A 21,486-nucleotide genomic window follows, 5' to 3' on the forward strand; every position below is an offset into this window, starting at 1 on the left:
GTCTCATCCCCAGCCTCCGTTCGCTGAAGATCAAACCGGACAACTCGTCTGCTACCTAACCCGGACAACTCATCTGCTTACGACATGACTGAGTTCGACCCCTTGCAGACGATTCTATGGAGGCTATAATCCAGCGATGGGGTATCGGCTCGTCCTTCGATGTAGCAGCCTTGCTAGCCCCGCTTGAACTTGATCATACCGCCCGCGAACATAGACCAAGACCTGTTTTTACAGTTTCGTTCGCCCAGTCGAGGTTCTGGCAATCCGGAACCTATGACCAACCCTGTCTGGGTATGGGCAATTGAGCACCGTCTCACCGGTTACTCCCTGAACAAAGCGTTCCACGGCCCGCCTTCAAAGGATGTCGGGCCGTGCTGGAGCTTCAGCCGGTACGGGCGCACTGAAACGGTGCTGCCAGACGGCCGCCTTGTCAGGATCGGCGGCGAGTATGAAGATCACTATGATGCAGATTTCTATATCTACAACGATGTGATCGTGAGTCATCCTGGGAGCGGCACCGAGATTTTGGGCTACTCGGATGAGGTTTTTCCACCGACCGACTTTCATACGGCAAATCTTGTCGACGACCGAATATTTATAGTAGGCAACCTATCTTATCCGAATGTTCGCGGTCACAAGGCCCAGGTGCTCGTTTTAGACATAACAAACTTTGGTGTTGGCCGCTTCGATACGACCGGAGAAACGCCGCCATGGATATACAAGCACTCTTCGGAACTCGTGGAAGATGGTGGCGCACTCCTGGTTCGCGGCGGGCGCCTGATCGGGCCGCGATGGCCTGGAGTGGTCGAGAACATCGACGATTGGCGCCTGGACCTCCATACAGGCCGCTGGGAGCGCCTTACCAGGCGGCTCTGGCCGCGATTTGCATTCGTTCGAGATGATGGCTGTCAAAATCATATCTTTTGGCTTCGCCGCCGCCTTTCAGATCGCGCCAGCGGCAGACCAGAGGACAGCGACGGCTTTCGAGCCAAACATCTTCGCCATCTCGGCCCCAATCCTCGAATAGACTTGCTCGAAACATTGTACACGCCCGACGTGCCTCACTCGAAGATGCCTGAAATCACGGACGAGCATCGTGTCTATCGCCTCTGCGTCGAAGGCGTCACCGTGCGCTATGTCGAGGACTGGTATGATATTCAGCTGACAGTGGAAGGGGTTCTACCGAGCCGGACTGTCGAGATGATCCGCTTGGACCTGCTGGCCAAACTGACGGCCATCGAGAATACGACCATCAACTGTACCCATCTGATGGTCGATTAGGCTCCGGAAGAAGTCCTATGCAAGGAAGAGATGGCCTCGGCCGTCAGGCTGTCTCCGTCACTCGCGCCGAAAGAAAATCAGGCAGGTCGGCCACCGAATCCAGAATGACGTCGGCTATCTGCGACAGCGATTCACGTGTGCCGGTGCCGGACAGCACGCCAATCGCCAGGCCGCAGCCGCCGGCGCGCGCCATCTCCAGATCGTGACGATTGTCGCCGACCATTGCGATCGTCGCCGGCCTGAGCCCTGTCAGATCCGAAAAGGCAAGGATCGTATCCGGCGCCGGTTTTGGATTGGCCACCGCGTCGTAACCATAGGCGGCTTCGAAAAGCTGCGCGACGCCCAGAGTGACCAAGGTCTTTTCCGCGCCGCTGGTCGAGTCGTTGGTGGCGACGCCAAGCCGGTAGGATTTTCTGTGAAGCAGCCCAAGCGTCTCGACCACACCCGGCAGCGCCACGGCCATCGCCGATCCTTGCGCCGAAGTGATGGCATTGAAACGGGCGACGGCAAGCATCTGGTCCTCGTCGGACAGCCGCGGAAACCACAGCTCGACGACGTCCATGTTGGTGCCGGAGGCAAAAATTGAATCCGGCTTGAAGCGCTTGTTGGCGAAGTCGAAGCCCGCCGCCGCAAGCAGCCTGTCTGCCCTCCAGCGATCGCCTTCGGCCGCATCCATCGCCATGAAGTCGGCGATGCCCAGCCATGTCGCGTTGAAATCTACGAGCGTGCCGTCCTTGTCGAACAATATTCCCTTGATGTCCGCCAAGCTTTTCACTCCAGGCCGCGCAAGCGGTGAATGTATTCCACCAGTCCGGCAGTCGAGGCATCCCGCTTTGCGGCGTTCTCCTTGCCTTCAACGACGGGCAGCAGCCCGGTCGCCAGTTCCTTGCCGAGTTCGACGCCCCATTGGTCGAAGGAGTTGATGTTGAACAGCGTGCCTTCGACAAAGACGCGGTGTTCGTAAAGCGCAATCAGCCGTCCGAATGTATGCGGGTCGAGCTTTCTGTAGAGAATCGTCACCGAGGGGCGGTCGCCGGAGAAGACGCGGTGCGGAGCAATCCTGTCGACATCGGCCGGCTTCATGCCTTTCGCCAGCATCTGCGCTCGGGCTTCCTCAAGCGTGCGGCCCTTCATGAAGGCTTCCGACTGCGCCAGGCAATTGGCAAGCAGAAGGTCGTGGTGATGCTTCAGTTCCGGCTCGTGGCCGACGGCAGCGGCAAGGAATTCGACCGGAATGAAATCGGTGCCCTGATGCAGAAGTTGGAAGAAGGCATGCTGGCCATTGGTGCCGGGCTCGCCCCAGACCAGCGGGCCGGTCGGCGTCGTTACAGCGCCGCCTTCCAGGGTGACGCTCTTGCCGTTCGATTCCATGTCGAGCTGCTGCAGATAGGCCGGCAGCCTGGACAGACGCTGATCGTAGGGGATGACGGCGCGAGCGGGGTATTTGCAGATCACGCGGTGCCACCAGCCAATCAGCCCCATCAGCGCCGGCAGGTTCTTCGCCAGCGGCGCGGTGCGGAAATGCTCGTCCATCTCATGGGCGCCGTCGAGAAAGGCGCGAAAATCCTTCGGGCCGATGGCGATCATCACTGGCAGACCGATCGCACCCCAGACGGAATAGCGGCCGCCGACCCAGTCCCAGAAGCCGAAGACGCGATCGGGCGCGATGCCGAATTTGGCGACCAGGTCGAGCGCCGTCGAGACGGCGGCGAAATGCTTGCCGACCGCTTCCTTGCCGAGCGCCTTCTCGACCCATCTGCGCGCGGTTTCGGCATTGGTCATCGTCTCGACCGTGGTGAAGGTCTTGGAGGCGATGATGAACAGGGTGGTTTCGGCGGAAAGACCCTTCAGCGTGTCGTGGATATGGGCACCGTCGATATTGGATACGTAATGCGCGCGCGGCCCGTCATGATAGGGCGCCAGCGCCAGCGTCGCCATGGCCGGGCCGAGATCGGAGCCGCCGATGCCGATGTTGACGATGTCGGTGATTTTCTTGCCGGTCGCGCCGGCCGCCTTGCCGGAACGCACCGCGTCGGCGAAGGCACCCATCGCGTCGAGTACGGCAAGGACTTCCGCCTTCACGTCCTGGCCGTCGAGCCCGATGCCCTTGCCGGTCAGGTTGCGCAGCGCCGTGTGCAGCACGGCACGGCCTTCAGTGACGTTGATCTTCTTGCCGGCAAACATCGCGTCGCGCCGGCCTTCGAGGTCAGCGGCCTCAGCCAGCTTCTCCAGCAACTCCATAGTCCGCGCATCGACCGCGCATTTCGACCAGTCGAGCAGCAGGTCGCCGTCACTGGCGGAGAATCTCTCGAAGCGCTGCGGATCGGCAGCGAAAACCTCGCGCATCGAGCCCGATTTGGCCGCACGATGATCGCGCAATGCGTCGAGCTGCTTTTGAAAGGACGATTGATCCACTGCTTCGCTCCGGTCTCTTGAGATGCATCTTATCAGGCCGGATGTTTCCGGCGCGTGTCGTCGCGGCAAACTATCGGGTCGAATTCCATCTGTTTCAATGCGCAGCGATGCCGCAGCGCAGCGTGGGCCGGCTCAAAGGATCACTGGCATAAATCCCAGCGATCAGAAAAATTGATTGGCGCAACACCTTGTGCCACCGGTACATTCGACTGGTCCAGCCAAGTGAAAAAAGCTGGCCATCGAGGAACATTTCCCATGCCACAGCGAAACGACACGGCCATATGGTCCGGCCTGTTCCGGATTTCGGCGGAATCCGGTCAGACCCTGCAGGCGCAGATCCGCCAGGCGATCGTCGCCGCCATCCTCGACCGGCAGATCGCGGCTTCCATGCCGCTTCCGTCCTGCCGGATTCTTGCCGAAAAACTCGGCGTGGCGCGCGGCACCGTGGTGCTGGCCTTCCAGCAGCTGGTCGACCAAGGCTTCCTGGTGGCGCGCGAGCGCCGCGGCCATTTCGTCAATCCCGAAGTGCTGGCGACGCCTGCCAAGCCGCATCAGAAGGCGCCCGACCAGGCCAACGAGATCGACTGGAAGGCGCGTCGGCAGATCGCGGCGAGCGACATGCCGCCGCCGGCCAAGCACGACAACTGGATCAAGTCGTCATACCCCTTCGTCTATGGCCAATTCGACCCGGCGCTGTTCCCGACCGCCGAATGGCGCGAGTGCAACCGCATGGCGTTGGCGGTGCTCGAAATCCGCAACTGGGCATCCGACATGGTCGACCGCGACGATCCGCTCCTGATCGAGCAGATCCAGGCACGGCTGCTGCCGCGACGCGGCATCTTCGCCAATCCGGACGAGATCATCGTGACGTTGGGCGCGCAAAACGCGCTTTACATGCTGGCGACGCTGTTGATGACCAAGGGCTCCAAGGTGGCGATGGAGGACCCGGGCTATCCCGATGCACGTTCGATCTTCCGGCTGGCCGGCGCCGAGATCCAGCCGGTTCCGGTCGACCACTCCGGCATCGTAACCTCGGCCATTCCCAATGATTCCGGCTTCGTCTTCGTCACGCCCAGCCACCATTGCCCGACCATGGTGCCGCTGTCGGCAGAGCGGCGGCAGGAGCTTTTGGCGCGCGCCAACCGGCACAACCAGATCATCATCGAGGACGGATATGACAGCCAGCTCCTGGACGAGGCGCCGCAGCAGGCGCTGAAGAGCCTCGATCGCTCCGGCCGCGTCGTCTATGTCGGCTCGATGTCGAAGACGCTGGCTCCCGGCCTCAGGCTCGGCTACATCGTCGCCTCGGCCGGGCTGATCTCCGAGCTTCGGGCGCTACGCCGCTTCATGCTGCGCCATCCGCCGGCGAACAACCAGCGCGCCGTCGCATTGTTCCTGTCGCTCGGCCATCACGAGGCGCTGGTGCGGCGGCTGTCGAGCGCCTTCGACGAGAGGCGCAAGCGTCTGGTCCATGCGATTTCCGCCTTCCTGCCGGAGTGGCGCTCGACCGATTCGGCCGGCGGCACGTCGCTCTGGCTCGAGGGGCCGCGCGGCACCGATTCGCGCGGGCTGGCGGAGGCCGCGGCCTCGCGCAGCGTCATCATCGAGCCTGGCGACCGCTTCTTCGACCGCACCGAAAAGCCATCGCGTTTCATGCGCTTGGGCATTTCCTCGATCGCGTTGCAGCACATCGAACCCGGCATCCGCGAACTAGCGACGGCAGCTGGACGCAGGCCGGCAGCGGCCTGATCTCCCTTCCCCGACCGGAGCCTGGCGCATGTAGTGCGGCTCCGGTTCTTTAGCTCCTTGGCATATGCGACGGGACCGGCTGGCACATAGGCTGTGCCAATGCCGGCGGCATAGTCGCTGTATAGAGGGGACGAAGCAGGCCGATGGTGGACCAACCGCCGCGCCCGCTCCGCAGCTAAAGTTGGAGTGCCTTCATGCCAATGGCCCATGAGAAGCAGGACGTGTCCGCAGACCAGCGTTCGCGGCGGTCCGGCGGGCGCGAGGCGCGCCGCGCCATGCGGGCGGCACCGCTTGCCGACGACGTCAAGCCGGTGCGTGCCGGCCTCGAAGGCGGAAGCTACAGCCCGCTCAGCGGCAGCGATTGCGAACGTATCCACGAGGCCGTGCTTACCCTTCTGGAGACGGTCGGCTTCGCCAACGCCATTCCCTCCTGCATCGAGGCGCTGACCAAAGCCGGCGCGACCTTCAGTGAGGACGGCCGCCTGCGCTTTCCTCGCGGCCTTGTGCTCGACACCATCAAGAACGCGGCGCGGCATTTCACCCTCCACGGCCAGGATCCGAAGCACGACATGGTGATCCAGGGCAAGCGTGTGCACTACGGCACGGCCGGTGCTGCGGTGCATCTTGTCGATGTCGAAAAGCGTGAGTATCGCGAGTCGCTGCTGCAGGATATTTATGATGCCGCGCGCCTGGTCGAAGGGCTCGACAACATCCATTTCTTCCAGCGGCCGATGGTGCCGCGCGACATTCCCGACCCGCTCGATATGGATTTCAACACGCTCTACGCCTGCGTCATGGGCACGTCGAAGCATGTCGGCACCTCGTTTACCGTGCGTGAGAACGTCAAGCCGGCGCTCGACATGCTCTATGCGATCGCGGGCGGCGAAGAGAATTTTCGCGCGCGGCCTTTCGTCTCCAATTCGAACTGCTTCGTCGTGCCGCCGATGAAGTTTGCCGAGGACGCCTGTGGCGTTCTCGAAGCCTGCGTCGAGGGCGGCATTCCGATCCTGCTGCTGTCGGCAGGACAGGCGGGTGCGACGGCACCGGCGGCGATTGCCGGCGCCGTGGTGCAGGCGGTCGCCGAAGTCCTCGTCGGCCTCATCTACGTCAACGCCATCAAGCCAGGCCATCCGGCGATTTTCGGTACCTGGCCGTTTGTCTCGGATCTCCGGACCGGCGCCATGTCGGGCGGTTCGGCCGAGCAGGCGGTGCTGACCGCGGCCTGCGCGCAGATGGCGCAATTTTACGACCTGCCGGGCGGTTCGGCCGCCGGCATGACAGATTCGAAACTGCCTGATATTCAGTCCGGCTACGAAAAGGGCATAACCGACGTGATGGCCGGTCTTGCCGGCCTCAACCTGGTTTACGAATCGGCCGGCATGCACGCCTCGCTGCTCGGCTTTTGCCTTGAGAGCCTGATCATCGACAACGACATGCTCGGCCACTGCCTGCGCTGCGTGCGCGGCATCGAAGTGACGGACGAGTCGCTGTCGATCGACACGATTGCCGATGTCTGCCTGAAGGGCCCGGGCCATTATCTCGGCAACGAGCAGACGCTGCGGCTGATGCAGACCGAATATTTCTATCCGGCCGTCGGCGACCGCTTTTCGCCGAAGGAATGGAATGAGAAAGGCAGGCCCGATATCCTGCAGCGGGCGATCATCGAGAAGAAACGCGTGCTTGCCGAACGCTTCCCGCGCCATGTGCCAAAGCCGGTCGACGACAAATTGCGCGCCCGCTTCGGCGATATGATCAAGCTGCCGCGCGGCAGAATGGGCGGCTGAGCGTTACCCGCTCGCCGCCAGCAACAAGACACCGGCCAGCGCCGATCCGGCAAGCGTCGGCAGCATACCGATCTTCAGCTTCAGAATGGCGATCATCGAGGCACAGGAAAGCAGCGCCGCGCGCCAGTCTATCGATGAAAGCACCGGCACGTCCATTCCAAGCCCGACATTGCGCACTTCGCCGAAGATGACGTGCAAGCCGAACCATAGAGCGAGATTCATGATGACGCCGACGACGGCGGCGGTGATCGCACCGAGCGCCGCCGACAGCGCCTTGTTGCCGCGCAGCGCTTCGATGTAAGGCGCCCCAAGGAATATCCATAGGAAACATGGGTAAAGGTCGCCCACAGCGTGAACAGCCCGCCAAACAGTCCGGCAAGCAGCGGCGCCAGCAAGCCCGGCTGGCGGAACGCGGCAACGAAGCCGACGAACTGCAAGACCAGGATGAGCGGACCCGGCGTGGTTTCGGCAAGTCCGAGGCCGTCGACCATTTCACCGGGTGCCAGCCAGCCGAAGTACTCGACCGCTGCCTGCGCGACATAGGCAAGGGCTGCGTAGGCGCCGCCGAAGGTGACGACCGCCATGACACTGAAGAAGCCACCGATTTGAGTCCAAACGCTGGCAGGGCCGGTGAAAGCCCAGACCAGCAGAACAGGCCCCAGCCAGATCGGCAGCCAGGTCGCCAAAGTGCGCGGCGCGTGCCATCGTGTCGGCCTGACGTGGGTCAGTTCACCGCGCTCGAACATCAGATCGACCACGCCCTTTATGTCGGGAACATCGCCCTTGCCATGCGAGGCGCCGGAAAAAACTGCCGGCGCACTACGGTTGCCGATCCAGCCTGCCAGCCCGGCAAGCAGCACGATCAGCGGAAACGGCACGTTCAACGCGTAGATGGCGATGAAGGCGGCGAGTGCGATCGACACCATGACCGGGTTTTTCAGCGCGCGTCTGCCGATCCGGATCACCGCCTCGATGACAATGGCGAGCACGGTCGCCTTGACCCCGAAAAACAGCGCCGCGACGAGTGGTACATCGCCATAGAGCGCATAGAGGCTGCTCAGGACGAGCATGACAAGCGCGCCCGGCACGACGAAGAGGAGGCCGGCAACAAGGCCGCCGACCGTTTTGTGCAGCAACCAGCCGATATAGATGGCGAGTTGCTGGGCCTCGGGGCCAGGGAGCAGCATGCAGTAGTTCAACGCATGCAGAAAGCGCTGTTCGCCGATCCAGCGCCGTTCCTCGACCAGTTCCTTGTGCATGAGCGCGATCTGCCCGGCCGGGCCGCCAAAGCTGAGCACGCCGATTTTCGCCCAGACCTTCACGGCCTGCCGGAAGCTCGGCACAGCGGGCTCCTGGATCTCCGCCGGCTTTTTCGAAAGGACGGCGCTCACGATGGTTTGCCTGCGCCGAGACTGACTGCGCCGGCGACCGGCCAGTTATGCGTCTCCTCGGTGGCATCGCGGCACCAGCGGAAAAACGCATCGTAAAGCAGCATGCCGGCCTCGAGCTGCTCCAGATCGTCGCGAAACATCCGTGACAGTCCAAGCGAGGCGGCCAGGAACCCGGCCGCCTGTGGAACAAGATCGAGGCTCGCAGTATCGGCAGCGCGTATGATCGTGGCCAGGCGATCGAGCGCTTCGGATTTGAGCCCGAACTCCTCGATCATGGTGTCGAAGGTGCAGCGTTCGCCGCGGTGGCTCCAGAACACGTTCTCGATGTCGAAAGGGATGGCCTGAAAGCGATCGGCGACTGCCGCCACTTCGGCCGGCTCGACGAAGAGAAAGACCGCGTGAGGATCGATGAAGCGCCGGATCAGCCAGGGGCAGGCGATGCGGTCGACTTTCGGGCGCGTACGCGTCACCCAAACGGTGCGGCCCTTGGCATCGGCGGGCGGTATCTTGTCGGCGTGAACGAGAAGGCCCTTGGCATCGCGCCACGCTTCAAACCCGCCATCGAGCGATTCGGCGGCAACGCCCTCCTGCCGTAGCCATGCGGCCACGCCTTGCGAGAGCTTTTTTTCCCTGTTGGCAGACGACTGTCACTTGCCTGCCGGCGAAGTCGGCAGCCCAGTTCGAGACACTCCTGAAATCACGACGATCCGACCCCGGCAGCAGGCGCGGATCGGCGTTGTAGTCATCATCGATGCGGACGTCGATGATTGCGGGTGCACCCGGCAGCCCAATCAGACGGGACAGTTGCGATACAGTGATAGCGGTTGTTGACGGCATGGCGTCCACCTCCTTGAAAGAGAAGCTTGGACGCGAACGTTGGGCTGACGCCTCACGGGGTCGTCGCGATGCACCCCTTGCGATGATCGTGGATTTGTCACGCCCGCTTGTCAAGCATTGCCGTTCTCGCGGGAGCAATCGCTGTTGACAAATGACCGCGTCCAACCCTGTGCCGGGCATTTCTGGCCATTAACGGCAGGCTATCGCGGGTGGAAAGCCGAGGCTTTCGCTCTACGATGTACCCCCACCCCCTACCCCTCCTGGCGCTGACCTCGGCAAATTGCCTGCACCGGCGGCTGGCTCGTGCGACGGACCCTGGTCAGTGATTGTCCCTCGGCACGCCGCTTGTATGAGCCACATCCTGGTATTTCACCGCCGGCTTCAGCACCATGCCTCCGGAAAACTGGTCGACCATGCCGCGCTGGATTTCCTGCCAGGGCGTCTGGTGCTTCGGATACTGATAGCCGCCATTGTTTTGCAGCTCGGCGCGGCGCCGCGTGATCTCGTCGTCGCTGACGAGGATGTCGGCGGTGCCCTTGCGCAGGTCGATGCGGACGCGGTCGCCGGTCTTCAGCAGCGCCAGGCCGCCGCCGATGGCGGCTTCCGGCGAGGCGTTGAGGATCGACGGCGAGCCCGACGTGCCCGACTGGCGACCGTCGCCGATACAGGCCAGCGCGTGGATGCCCTTTTTGATCAGATAGGCAGGCGGCTGCATGTTGACGACTTCGGCGCCGCCGGGATAGCCGATCGGGCCGGCGCCGCGCATGAACAGGATGGTGTGCTCGTCAATTCCCTGTGCCGGGTCGTCGATGCGGGCGTGATAGTCCTCGGGGCCGTCGAAGACCATGGCGTTGCCCTCGAAGGCTTCGGGGTCCTTCGGGTTCGACAGATAGCGCTCGCGGAATTCGGGCGAGATGCCGCTGGTCTTCATGATCGCCGAATCGAACAGATTGCCCTTGAGATTGATGAAGCCGGCATTGGCTTTCAGCGGCTCGGCAACCGTGCGGATGACGTCGAGGTTCTCGTTGACGGCGCCGCTGCAATTGTCGCCGATGGTCTTGCCGTTAGCTGTCATGGCTTCCGGATAGGGCAGCAGGCCGCCCTTCATCAATTCGGCGACCACGGCCGGCACGCCGCCGGCATGGTGATAGTCCTCGCCGAGATATTCGCCCGTCGGCTGCAGATTGACGATTAGCGGTATGTTGAGGCCGACCTTCTGCCAATCGTCATTGTCGAGCGGCACGCCGAGATGGCGGGCGATGGCGTTGAGGTGGATCGGCGCATTGGTCGAGCCGCCGATCGCCGAGTTGACGACGATGGCGTTCTCGAAGGCCTTACGGGTCATGATGTCGGAGGGCTTCAGATCCTCATGCACCATGTCGACGATGCGCTTTCCGGTCTCGTAGGCGATCTGGCCGCGCTCGCGATAGGGGGCGGGGATAGCGGCCGAGCCCGGCAATTGCATGCCGAGCGCCTCGGCCAGCGAATTCATCGTGGTGGCGGTACCCATCGTGTTGCAATAGCCGGTCGACGGCGCCGAGGAGGCAACGATATCCATGAACTCGTCATAGCCAATCTCGCCGGCCGACAGGCGCTGGCGCGATTCCCAGACGATGGTGCCGGAGCCGGTGCGCTTGCCCTTGTGCCAGCCGTTGAGCATCGGGCCGACCGAAAGCGCGATAGCCGGAATGTTGACGGTGGCCGCGGCCATCAGCATGGCCGGCGTCGTCTTGTCGCAGCCGATGGTGAGCACCACGCCGTCGAGCGGATAGCCGTAGAGCACCTCTACCAGGCTGAGATAGGCAAGGTTGCGGTCAAGTGCAGCAGTCGGCCGCTTGCCGGTCTCCTGGATCGGGTGGCAAGGGAACTCGAAAGGGATGCCACCCATCGAGACGATGCCTTCGCGCACGCGCTTGGCCAGTTCGATGTGATGGCGGTTGCAGGGCGACAGGTCGGAGCCGGTCTGGGCGATGCCGATCAGCGGCTTGCCGGACATCAGTTCGGCCCGCGTCAGCCCGTAATTCAGGTAGCGCTCCAGATAGAGTGCCGTCATGCCCGGATTGTCGGGATTGTCGAACCACTCCTGCGAGCGAAATTTTTTCTTGTGGGTGGGGGCGCCTGCCATCGTGGTCTCCGTATTTGTATGACAAATCGATATGACAACGCGCGGGAGCAGGCAAGGGGCACGCGCCATCCGAATCCGCTCTTTGGTACGAAAGACATACATCTGCCTCCGCGCTAGACGGGATCGTGGTTTGTCAGCCCGCTATCCCGGAAAAGTTGGAGCGCGTCGCCGCGGACCCTACCTGACCCTTCCGGCCACCCTCCCCCTCAAGGGGCCCACTTGGGGGAGGGACATCCGTATCACTCGAACACGATGCTCGGCACTGCAGCCTCGGCCGCGCCGCGCTCTTCATTGACGCGGTCCCAGACCTTGGCGGCGATGTTGCGATAGATTTTCGCCTCAGCGCCATCCGGCTTGGAGACCACCACCGGCGTGCCGGCATCGGAGCTTTCGCGGATGCCCATCTCGAGCGGCACTTCGCCAAGGAAGGTGACGCCGAGACGCTCGGCCTCGCGGCGGGCGCCGCCATGGCCGAAGATGTCGTAGCGTTTTCCCGTATCGGGGGCGAGAAAATAGCTCATGTTTTCGACGATACCCAATAGCGGCACGTCGACCTTTCTGAACATGTTGAGGCCTTTGCGCGCATCGATCAGGGCCAGGTCCTGTGGCGTCGAGACGATGACGGCGCCGGCCAGCGGCACCTGTTGGGCCATGGTCAGCTGGGCGTCGCCGGTGCCGGGCGGCATGTCGACGACGAGCACATCAAGCGGTCCCCATTCGACCTCGCGCAGCATCTGCGTCAATGCCGACATCACCATCGGCCCGCGCCAGATCATCGGCGTCTCCTCATCGACGAGGAAGCCCATCGACATGACCTTGAGGCCATAATTCTGCATCGGCTTCAGGATCTTGCCGTCGACGGTCTGCGGCCTGCCACGAATGTTGAGCAGACGCGGCATGGAAGGGCCATAAATGTCGGCATCGAGCACCCCGACCCGCAGCCCGTTGGCGGCAAGCCCAAGGGCGATATTGACGGCGGTGGTCGACTTGCCGACGCCGCCCTTGCCGGAAGCGACGGCGATGATCGCTTCGATGCCGGGTACGCCGCGCTTGCCCTGGCTGTGCGAGGCGGGCGCCTGCGGCGCGGGACGCGCAGGTGCGGCCGGCGGAGCGGGCCTCTGAGCCGGTCTTTGCGGAACCGGCGCCTCCATGCCGCCACCCTTCTTTTCCGCCGTCAGCGCGACCACGGCGCCGGCAACACCGGGGATCGCCTTGACGACACGTTCGGCCGCCGCACGCAGCGGTTCCATCTCCTGGGCACGGGCAGCGGGAACGGTGATCGAAAAGAACACCTTGGCATCGGCAATGAAAATCTCGGAAACCAGGCCGAGGTCGACGATATTGCCGGTGAAATCCGGCCCATTGACCGTCTTCAGGCGCTCGATAACGATTTCCTTGGTCACGTTTTCATTGGCGGCGGGCATGAGTTTTTCCTCTACTTTTCCGCTCCAGATAATGCAGTTCCGGAACAGAACCAAGCGATGGACCACCAATTGCAGCGGCGTATCGGGGAGGCAGCGAGCATATGACGGCATTTCCAGTGGGAGCAGCCGTCGCCAAATCGTCAACGCAGCCTATTTCATGAGCATGGAATGACAGCCAGGGAAGGAGACGAATCATGCTCGCAAACAGCAACGCGACGGCCAATCTCGCCGTGAAGGACCTGGCCAAGGCCAAGGCATTCTACGAAGGGGTCCTTGGCCTGAAAGAGGTGCACAATGAAGGTGGCGAACTGATCGTCTATAAAAGCGGCGACACCAGCATCAACGTCTACCGTTCGAACTTCGCTGGGACCAACAAGGCGACGGCTGTGACATGGACGGTCGGCGACGAACTCGGCAAGATCGTTGAGGCATTGAAATCGAAGGGCGTGACCTTCGAGCATTACGACATGCCAGGCCTGACGCTGGAGGGCGATGTTCATGTCGGTCAGGGCATGAAGGTCGCATGGTTCAAGGATCCGGACGGCAACATCCTGAACCTTGTGGATAGGTAGATACGGCGCATCGCCTGCCGCGCAGTGCTACGGTGCTGTCACCTTGCCAGGCCGACCGCGAGGTAGGTGAGAGCCGCGATCGCCGCGGTTGCCGGCAGGGTGACGATCCATGCCACCACGATGTTACCGGCAATGCCCCAGCGAACGGCGGAGACGCGGCGGGCGGCGCCGACCCCGATGATGGCGCCGGTGATCGTGTGCGTGGTCGATACAGGAATACCGAGCCAGGTGGCGGCGAACAGGGTGATCGCTCCGCCGGTCTCGGCGCAGAAACCCTGCATCGGGTTCAGCCGGGTGATCTTCGAGCCCATGGTGTGGACGATGCGCCAGCCGCCGAGCAACGTGCCCAGCGCCAGCGCCGACTGACAGGTGATGACGACCCACAGCGGCACGTAAAAATTCGCGCCGAGCATGCCTTGCGAATAGAGCAGCACGGCGATGATGCCCATAGTCTTCTGCGCGTCGTTGCCGCCATGGCCGAGCGAATAGAGCGAGGCGGAAAAGAACTGCATGACGCGGAAGGTGCTGTCGACGGCGAACGGCGTCCGCCGCACGAACAGCCAGGAGACCGCGAGGATCAGGACGAGCGCCAGCAGAAAACCTGCCGCCGGCGATAGCACGATGGCCGCCGTCGTTTTGCCCAACCCGGTCCAGACGATGGCGCCGGTGCCTGCCTTGGCAACGCCGGCGCCGACCAAACCGCCGATCAGCGCGTGCGAGCTGCTGGACGGGATGCCGACGAGCCAGGTGACGATATTCCAGACGATGGCGCCGACAAGTGCTGCAAAGATCACTGCCGGCGTGACGATGCTGGCGTCGATGATGCCGGTTCCGAGCGTCTCCGCCACGTGAAGACCGAAGAACATGAAGGCGATGAAATTGAAGAAGGCCGCCCAGAACACCGCATAATGCGGCCGCAGCACCCGGGTGGAGACGATGGTGGCGATAGAGTTGGCGGCATCGTGCAGGCCGTTGAGGAAATCGAAGAACAGCGCGACGACGACAAGGCCGACCAGCACGGGAAAGGCTATTGCGGCTTCCACTATACGTTCTCGATGACGATGCCGCTGATTTCGTTGGCGACGTCCTCGAAGCGATCGACCACCTTTTCCAGCTGGCCGTAGATCTCGCTGCCGATCAGATAGGCCATCGGATCGCTGCGGCCGTGCCGCTTGAACAGGTCCTTCAGGCCTTGCTCGTGCAGGTCGTCGGCCCGGCCTTCGGCGCGCATGACTTCCTCGGCGATGGCGTTGAGGCGCACCGTATGCGCCCCGACCTTGCCGAGAAGCGGGATCGCCTCGGCCACCAACTTGGCGGCCTCGACGATGACGCCCCCCATTTCCTGCATCAGCGGGTCGAATTCCTTCTTTTCGAACAGCTTTACCGTCTTGACGGTCTTGTGCATCATGTCGATGGCATCATCCATCGACTGGATCAGGTCCTTGATGTCGCCGCGGTCGAAGGGCGTGATGAAGGAGCGGCGCACGGCCAGCAGCACTTCCGCGGTGATCTGATCGGCTTCGTCCTCGAGATCGATGATCGTCTGACACCAGCGGTCGATGTCGTTGCCCTGCAAAAGCTGCTGCAGTGCCTCGGCGCCACCGACCACGGTGCGGGAATGCCGCTCGAACAGGTCGAAGAAGCGATCTTCGCGCGGCAGCAGCTTGCGGAACCAGCCCAGCATGTTCGGTCTCCCGTCGTGTCCAGTCCACGACCCCGTCTCATTCACATAGCGCCGCATTCCATCGCGGGAAACAGTAAGCCGGCTGAAAGATGTGGATGCGGACGATTTACACACGCGGCTTGCGGCCGAAGGCGATTTCCACGACGTTGCGCGCTACAATCGGACACAGCGTCCGTGACAGGCTCCCGACGGCATGATCGATAAGCTGGAATTCTTCATAGCACTTGCCAGGGAAGAACATTTCGGCCGGGCGGCGGAGGTGTGCGGCGTCACCCAACCGACGCTTTCGGCCGGCATCAAGCAACTGGAAGGCCAGCTCGGCGTGATGCTGGTGCTGCGCGGCTCGCGCTTCCAGGGATTGACGCCGGAAGGCAAGCAGGTGTTGGTGTGGGCGCGCCGCATCGTCGGCGACAGCAGGACCATGCGCGAGGAGATGCGGGCGGCACGCCACGGCCTGTCAGGGCGCATCCGCATCGCCGCGATCCCGACGGCGCTGGCCATGGTGGCGCGACTGACGACGCCGTTTCGGGCAAAGCACCCCGGCGTCACCTTCTCGGTGCTGTCGCGGACCTCGATCGAGGTGCTGTCGCTGCTCGGCAATTTCGACATCGACGCCGGTATCACCTATCTCGACAACGAGCCGCTCGGACGCGTCACCAGCGTGCCGCTCTACGACGAGCGCTACCAGCTGATCACCGCCGTCGGGAACCCCTATTTCGACCGCGACAAAGTGACATGGGCGGAACTCAGTCAGCTGCCGCTCTGCCTGCTGACGCCCGACATGCAGAACCGCCGCATCATCGACCAGCATCTGGCCGAAGCCGGCGTGCAGGTGCGGCCGACATTGGAATCCAACTCGATGATCGTGCTGTTTTCGCATATCCGCACCGGCAAATGGTCGTCGATCATGCCGCTTAACCTCTCGGAAACCTTCGGTTTTTCCGAGCCGATCCGGGCGATCCCGATCGTCGAGCCGGATGCCAGCCACACCGTCGGGCTGGTGGCGGCACGGCGCGAACCGCACACGCCACTGGTCTCGGCGCTGTTGGACGAGGCAATGGCGCTGGCGGACGATTTCCGCGCCCGCCGCTAGGCTAGACAAGGCTGGTGACCGCGAACGATAGAAAATTTCTATCGAGCAACGGATCGGCTTTATTGATTTAGCGGGTTTCCTCTGATTTCCTAACCACTTAGCGGAAGACCGCCACGACCAGGGAGGGCGCTGCATGACGATGCAGCCTGCAAGTACCGAGATCGCATCGCGCACCGCGGCGATCATCCACGAGCTGAAAGGCCTCGAAGGCCCGCTGCTGCCGATCCTGCACGGTATCCAGGAAGAGTTCGGTTATGTGCCGCAGGACGCGCTGCCGGTCATCGCCGAGGCGCTGAACATTTCCAGGGCCGAGGTGCACGGCGTCGTGACCTTCTATCACGATTATCGCAGCCAGCCGGCTGGCCGCCATGTGCTGAAGCTCTGCCAGGCGGAAGCCTGCCAGTCGATGGGTTCGGATGCGATCGCCGCCAAGCTCAAATCATTGCTGGGCATAGGCTTCCACGAGACAACCCGTGACGGTTCGGTGACGCTGGAGCCGGTCTATTGCCTCGGCCTTTGCGCCTGCTCGCCGTCGGCGATGCTGGACGGGGAGGTGATCGGTCGGATCGACGACGAAAAGCTCAACGAGATCGTTGCCGAGGTGCGCTCATGATCCCGCGTATCTATATTCCCGGCGATTCCGGCGCGCTGGCGCTCGGTGCGGAAAAGGTCGCCAAGGCGATTCGGGCGGAACTGGCCGAGCGCGGCATCGAGGCCAAGATCGTGCGCAACGGCTCGCGCGGCGCCTATTTCCTCGAGCCGATGGTCGAAGTGGCAACAGCTAATGGCCGCGTCGCCTATGGGCCGGTGAAGCCCTCCGACGTCAAAGGCCTGTTCGACTGCGGCTTCCTCACCGGCGGCCACCACAAGCGCTGGCTGGGCGCACCGGACAAGATCCCGTTCCTTGCCAGGCAGACGCGGCTGACCTTTGCGCGCTGCGGCGTCACCGATCCGCTGTCGCTCGATCACTACAAGGCGCATGGCGGGCTGAAGGGCCTGCAGAATGCAGTGGCGATGACGCCGGCCGAGGTCGTCAAGCAGGTGACCGAGTCCGGGCTGCGCGGTCGTGGCGGCGCCGGCTTCCCGACCGGCATCAAATGGAAAACTGTGCTCGATACGTCGGCCGACCGCAAATACATCGTCTGCAATGCCGATGAAGGCGATTCCGGCACGTTCGCCGACCGCATGATCATGGAAGGCGACCCCTTCGTGCTGATCGAAGGCATGGCGATCGCCGGCATCGCCACCGGCGCGACCAAGGGCTTTATCTATATCCGCTCCGAATATCCGCACGCGGTGGCGGTTATGCAGAAGGCCGTCGAGATCGCCCGCAAGGCCGGCGTGCTCGGCGTCAATGTGCTCGGCTCGGCCAATTCATTCGACATGGAAGTGCGCGTCGGCGCCGGCGCCTATGTTTGCGGCGAGGAAACCGCCCTGCTCGACAGCCTCGAAGGCAAGCGCGGACAGGTGCGGGCCAAGCCGCCGCTGCCGGCGCACAAGGGCCTGTTCGGCAAGCCGACAGTGATCAACAACGTCATCTCGCTGGCCTCGGTGCCGGTGATCATGGACAAGGGCGCCGCCTTCTACAAGGATTTCGGCATGGGCCGTTCACGCGGCACCATCCCGATCCAGATTGCCGGCAACGTCAAGTATCCCGGTCTCTACGAGGCGGCGTTCGGCATGACGCTGGGCGAGATCGTCGACGATATCGGCGGCGGCACGGCGACGGGACGCCCGGTCAAAGCGGTGCAGGTGGGTGGCCCGCTCGGCGCCTATTTCCCGCGCGCGCTGTTCGACACGCCGTTCGACTACGAAGCGTTTGCCGCCAAGGACGGGCTGATCGGCCATGCCGGCATCGTCGTTTTCGACGACAGCGCCGACATGCTGAAGCAGGCACGCTTTGCCATGGAATTCTGCGCCATCGAGAGCTGCGGCAAGTGCACGCCGTGCCGCATCGGCTCGACGCGCGGTGTCGAGGTGCTGGACCGGCTCGCCCAGAACGTCGAACCGGAAAAGCAGATCGCGCTGGTCACCGACCTTTGCAACACGATGAAGTTCGGCTCGCTTTGCGCTCTCGGCGGCTTCACCCCATATCCAGTGATGAGTGCACTCAACCATTTCCCGGACGACTTTCGGCCGACGCCGGTCGCCGAAGCAGCGGAATAGGAGCGGACAGGTATGAACGCGGCATTCGACATCAAATCGCTGGTCCAGGAAATCGACTACGGCACACCCGCCTCTGAAGCGGAACAAAAGGTAACGCTGACGGTCGACGGCAAGTCGGTGACGGTGCCGGCGGGGACCTCGATCATGCGCGCTTCGATGGAAGCGGGCGTCGAAATCCCGAAACTCTGCGCCACCGACATGCTGGACTCGTTCGGCTCCTGCCGGGTCTGCCTCGTCGAGATCGACGGGCGCGGCGGCACGCCGGCCTCGTGTACGACGCCGGTCGGCGAAGGCATGGTCGTGCATACGCAGAGCGACCGGCTAGACGCCATTCGCCGCGGCGTGATGGAACTCTACGTCTCCGACCATCCTGCCGCGTGGGGCGAGAAGGCCGGCACTGGCGCCAGCGAGTTCGACAAGGTCGTCAGGACGGTCGGCCTGACCGAGAACCGCTATGGCGTGGACGGCCGCAACCACGTCAAGCAGGAAAACGGCGTGGCGCCCGGCCATGGCTCGCTGACCATCGATTACATCGCCCGCGATGAATCGAACCCGTATTTCACCTACGATCCGACGCAGTGCATCGTCTGCTCGCGCTGCGTGCGAGCCTGTGAGGAGGTGCAGGGCACGTTCGCGCTGACCATCGAGGGCCGCGGCTTCGAATCCAGGGTCTCGGCCGGCATGCACGAGGCGTTCGTCGATTCCGAATGCGTGTCGTGCGGGGCCTGCGTGCAGGCCTGCCCGACCGATGCGCTGAGGGAAAAGACCGTGCTGGCGAAAGGCCTTCCCGAGCGCTCGACCGTCACCACCTGCGCCTATTGCGGCGTCGGCTGCTCGTTCAAGGCCGAGGTCAAGGGCGACGAGGTCATCCGCATGATGCCCTACAAGGCAGGCAAGGCCAACCACGGCCACTCCTGCGTCAAGGGCCGCTTCGCCTATGGCTACGCGACGCACAAGGACCGTGTCCTGAAACCAATGATCCGCGAGAAGGTCAGCGATCCGTGGCGCGAAGTGTCGTGGGAAGAGGCGCTCACCCATACGGCGAATGAATTCCGCCGCATCCAATACCAGTACGGCCGCACCTCGATCGGCGGCATCACCTCCTCGCGCTGCACCAACGAGGAGACCTACCTCGTCCAGAAGCTTGTCCGGCAGGGCTTCCGCAACAACAATGTCGATACCTGCGCCCGCGTCTGCCATTCGCCGACCGGCTATGGTCTCGGCCAGACCTTCGGCACCTCCGCCGGCACGCAGGACTTCGATTCGATCGAGCAGACGGACGTGATCCTGCTGATCGGCGCCAATCCGACCGATGCGCATCCGGTGTTCGCCTCGCGCATGAAGAAGCGCATGCGCGAGGGCGCCAAGCTGATCGTGCTCGATCCGCGCCGCACCGACATCGTGCGCTCGGCCCACGTCGAGGCGCAGTTCCATCTGCCGCTGAAGCCGGGCACCAACGTCGCCATGCTGACCGCACTTGCCCATGTCATCGTCACCGAGGGCCTGTTCGACGAGGCCTTCATCCGCGAGCGCTGCGACTGGGACGAGTTCCAGGACTGGGCATCGTTCGTGGCGCTGCCGGAAAATAGCCCGGAAGTGGTCGGCCAGCTTGCAAATGTCGATCCCGACGACATACGCGGCGCGGCGCGGCTCTACGCCCGCGGCGGTAACGGCGCGATCTATTACGGCCTCGGCGTGACCGAGCACAGCCAGGGCTCGACCACCGTCATCGCCATTGCCAACCTCGCCATGGCGACCGGCAATATCGGCCGGCCGGGCGTCGGCGTGAATCCGCTGCGCGGTCAGAACAATGTGCAGGGCTCCTGCGACATGGGCTCGTTCCCGCACGAGCTTCCCGGCTATCGCCATATTTCAGGCGACGCGGTGCGCGCCATCTATGAGAGCCTGTGGGGCGTCAAGCTCGACGACGAGCCCGGCCTGCGCATCCCCAATATGCTGGATGCGGCCGTCGACGGCTCGTTCAAGGGGCTCTATGTGCAGGGCGAGGACATCCTGCAGTCGGACCCCGACACCAAGCATGTCGCCGCCGGTCTCGCCGCGATGGAATGCGTCGTCGTGCACGACCTCTTCCTCAACGAGACGGCCAACTACGCGCATGTGTTCCTGCCCGGCTCGACGTTCCTCGAGAAGGACGGCACCTTCACCAATGCCGAGCGCCGCATCAACATGGTGCGCAAGGTGATGGAGCCGAAATGCGGCTATGCCGACTGGGAAACGACGCAGGAGCTCGCCAAGGCGCTCGGCCTCGGCTGGAACTACACGCATCCGTCCCAGATCATGGACGAGATCGCCAAGACAACCCCAAGTTTCGCCGGCGTTTCCTTCGACCTTCTCGACCGGGTGGGCTCGGTGCAGTGGCCCTGCAACGAGAAGTCGCCGGAAGGCACGCCGATCATGCATATCGGCGGCTTCGTGCGCGGCAAGGGCAAGTTCATCCGCACCGAATATGTGGCGACCGACGAAAGGACCGGACCGCGCTTCCCGCTGCTGCTGACCACCGGCCGCATCCTGTCGCAATACAATGTCGGCGCGCAGACCCGGCGCACCGACAATGTGGTCTGGCATAGCGAGGACCGGCTGGAGATCCATCCGCACGATGCCGAAAATCGCGGCCTGCGCGACGGCGACTGGGTGCGGCTGACCAGCCGCTCCGGCGAGACGACGCTGCGCGCGCTGATCACCGAGCGGGTGTCGCCGGGCGTCGTCTATACGACCTTCCACCATCCCGACACCCAGGCCAACGTCATTACCACCGACTTCTCCGACTGGGCGACCAACTGCCCGGAATACAAGGTGACCGCGGTGCAGGTGGGTGCATCCAACGGCCCGTCGGAATGGCAGCGCGACTATGACGAGCAGGCAAAGCAAAGCCGCCGCATCGCCCCGCTGCAAGCAGCGGAGTAGCGGTTTTGGTTTCGTGCCGGAGTACCCCCCTCTGGCCTGC

General features: G+C 63.3%; 14 protein-coding genes and 2 pseudogenes. 8 read left to right on the plus strand and 8 right to left on the minus strand.

From position 1 onward, the window contains the following. Positions 1–273: 273 nt before the first annotated feature. The gene (locus NKI58_RS02780) at positions 274–1,281 is read left to right on the plus strand and encodes a hypothetical protein (RefSeq protein ID WP_352703331.1); all 1,008 of its coding nucleotides are present in this window, start codon (positions 274–276) and stop codon (positions 1,279–1,281) included. A 43-nt stretch (positions 1,282–1,324) separates the two neighbouring features. Here the strand turns inward: NKI58_RS02780 and NKI58_RS02785 are convergent, their stop codons facing one another. Together NKI58_RS02785 and pgi are read right to left on the minus strand one after the other, a co-directional pair. After that, positions 1,325–2,047 carry an HAD family hydrolase gene (locus tag NKI58_RS02785; RefSeq protein WP_352614515.1) on the minus strand — a complete coding sequence of 241 codons (723 nt, stop codon included), beginning with the start codon at positions 2,045–2,047 and terminating at the stop codon, positions 1,325–1,327. Positions 2,048–2,052: 5 nt separating this feature from the next. Continuing rightward, a complete protein-coding gene (gene pgi / locus NKI58_RS02790) occupies positions 2,053–3,696 on the minus strand; it encodes a glucose-6-phosphate isomerase (protein ID WP_352853049.1) in 1,644 nt (547 codons plus the stop codon). A gap of 255 nt (positions 3,697–3,951) precedes the next feature. Here pgi and pdxR point away from each other — a divergent pair, with 255 nt between their 5' ends. Both pdxR and NKI58_RS02800 read left to right on the plus strand, forming a co-directional pair. After that, positions 3,952–5,445, plus strand: a complete 1,494-nt coding sequence (pdxR, locus tag NKI58_RS02795; protein ID WP_023676815.1) for a MocR-like pyridoxine biosynthesis transcription factor PdxR — start codon at positions 3,952–3,954, stop codon at positions 5,443–5,445. 194 nt (positions 5,446–5,639) lie between these two features. Continuing rightward, on the plus strand, positions 5,640–7,229 hold the full coding sequence (locus NKI58_RS02800) for a trimethylamine methyltransferase family protein (RefSeq protein WP_352455053.1): 1,590 nt from the start codon (positions 5,640–5,642) through the stop codon (positions 7,227–7,229). Between the two features lie 3 nt (positions 7,230–7,232). Here NKI58_RS02800 and chrA read toward each other — a convergent pair. The 4 genes and pseudogenes from chrA to NKI58_RS02820 form a co-directional block, all read right to left on the minus strand. Next, positions 7,233–8,620, minus strand: a pseudogene (gene chrA, locus NKI58_RS02805) (chromate efflux transporter). After that, positions 8,617–9,457: pseudogene (locus NKI58_RS02810) on the minus strand (chromate resistance protein ChrB domain-containing protein). The pseudogenes chrA and NKI58_RS02810 overlap by 4 nt, the downstream one beginning before the upstream one ends. Before the next feature lie 319 nt (positions 9,458–9,776). Next, a complete protein-coding gene (locus tag NKI58_RS02815; protein WP_352623219.1) occupies positions 9,777–11,582 on the minus strand; it encodes an IlvD/Edd family dehydratase in 1,806 nt (601 codons plus the stop codon). Positions 11,583–11,821: 239 nt separating this feature from the next. Next, positions 11,822–13,006 (minus strand): Mrp/NBP35 family ATP-binding protein, encoded by a 1,185-nt coding sequence (locus NKI58_RS02820; protein WP_352623218.1) that lies wholly within the window; start codon positions 13,004–13,006, stop codon positions 11,822–11,824. Positions 13,007–13,200: 194 nt separating this feature from the next. Here NKI58_RS02820 and NKI58_RS02825 point away from each other — a divergent pair, with 194 nt between their 5' ends. Beyond that, a complete protein-coding gene (locus NKI58_RS02825; RefSeq protein WP_023676809.1) occupies positions 13,201–13,578 on the plus strand; it encodes a VOC family protein in 378 nt (125 codons plus the stop codon). Positions 13,579–13,616: 38 nt separating this feature from the next. Here NKI58_RS02825 and NKI58_RS02830 read toward each other — a convergent pair whose 3' ends face one another. Both NKI58_RS02830 and NKI58_RS02835 read right to left on the minus strand, forming a co-directional pair. Beyond that, entirely contained in the window at positions 13,617–14,621 is a 1,005-nt protein-coding gene (locus NKI58_RS02830; protein ID WP_352703323.1) for an inorganic phosphate transporter, read from the minus strand. After that, entirely contained in the window at positions 14,621–15,262 is a 642-nt protein-coding gene (locus NKI58_RS02835; protein WP_023676807.1) for a DUF47 domain-containing protein, read from the minus strand. Before NKI58_RS02835 ends, NKI58_RS02830 begins: the two co-directional genes overlap by 1 nt. Before the next feature lie 193 nt (positions 15,263–15,455). Between NKI58_RS02835 and NKI58_RS02840 the strand changes: the two genes are divergently transcribed. The 4 genes from NKI58_RS02840 (at position 15,456) to fdhF (ending at position 21,446) form a co-directional block, all read left to right on the plus strand. Then, on the plus strand, positions 15,456–16,355 hold the full coding sequence (locus NKI58_RS02840) for a LysR family transcriptional regulator (RefSeq protein WP_352703321.1): 900 nt from the start codon (positions 15,456–15,458) through the stop codon (positions 16,353–16,355). Between the two features lie 133 nt (positions 16,356–16,488). Next, positions 16,489–16,968 (plus strand): formate dehydrogenase subunit gamma, encoded by a 480-nt coding sequence (locus NKI58_RS02845; protein ID WP_352853050.1) that lies wholly within the window; start codon positions 16,489–16,491, stop codon positions 16,966–16,968. Further along, positions 16,965–18,521 carry a formate dehydrogenase beta subunit gene (locus NKI58_RS02850; RefSeq protein ID WP_352577475.1) on the plus strand — a complete coding sequence of 519 codons (1,557 nt, stop codon included), beginning with the start codon at positions 16,965–16,967 and terminating at the stop codon, positions 18,519–18,521. The genes NKI58_RS02845 and NKI58_RS02850 overlap by 4 nt, the downstream gene beginning before the upstream one ends. 12 nt (positions 18,522–18,533) lie before the next feature. Next, positions 18,534–21,446, plus strand: coding sequence for a formate dehydrogenase subunit alpha (gene fdhF, locus NKI58_RS02855; RefSeq protein WP_352784132.1), 2,913 nt, complete (start codon positions 18,534–18,536; stop codon positions 21,444–21,446). Positions 21,447–21,486: the final 40 nt, after the last annotated feature.

It is taken from the genome of Mesorhizobium sp. M0522, assembly GCF_040321085.1.
GTDB lineage: Bacteria > Pseudomonadota > Alphaproteobacteria > Rhizobiales > Rhizobiaceae > Mesorhizobium.

Bases quoted from the DNA above. Each gene is read 5' to 3' on its own strand.
- NKI58_RS02845 (WP_352853050.1), top strand. From the start codon at position 16,489: ATGACGATGCAGCCTGCAAGTACCGAGATCGCATCGCGCACCGCGGCG.
- NKI58_RS02800 (WP_352455053.1), top strand. From the start codon at position 5,640: ATGCCAATGGCCCATGAGAAGCAGGACGTGTCCGCAGACCAGCGTTCG.
- NKI58_RS02850 (WP_352577475.1), top strand. From the start codon at position 16,965: ATGATCCCGCGTATCTATATTCCCGGCGATTCCGGCGCGCTGGCGCTC.
- NKI58_RS02835 (WP_023676807.1), bottom strand. From the start codon at position 15,262: ATGCTGGGCTGGTTCCGCAAGCTGCTGCCGCGCGAAGATCGCTTCTTC.
- fdhF (WP_352784132.1), top strand. From the start codon at position 18,534: ATGAACGCGGCATTCGACATCAAATCGCTGGTCCAGGAAATCGACTAC.
- NKI58_RS02780 (WP_352703331.1), top strand. From the start codon at position 274: ATGACCAACCCTGTCTGGGTATGGGCAATTGAGCACCGTCTCACCGGT.
- NKI58_RS02815 (WP_352623219.1), bottom strand. From the start codon at position 11,582: ATGGCAGGCGCCCCCACCCACAAGAAAAAATTTCGCTCGCAGGAGTGG.
- NKI58_RS02840 (WP_352703321.1), top strand. From the start codon at position 15,456: ATGATCGATAAGCTGGAATTCTTCATAGCACTTGCCAGGGAAGAACAT.
- pdxR (WP_023676815.1), top strand. From the start codon at position 3,952: ATGCCACAGCGAAACGACACGGCCATATGGTCCGGCCTGTTCCGGATT.
- NKI58_RS02825 (WP_023676809.1), top strand. From the start codon at position 13,201: ATGCTCGCAAACAGCAACGCGACGGCCAATCTCGCCGTGAAGGACCTG.
- NKI58_RS02820 (WP_352623218.1), bottom strand. From the start codon at position 13,006: ATGCCCGCCGCCAATGAAAACGTGACCAAGGAAATCGTTATCGAGCGC.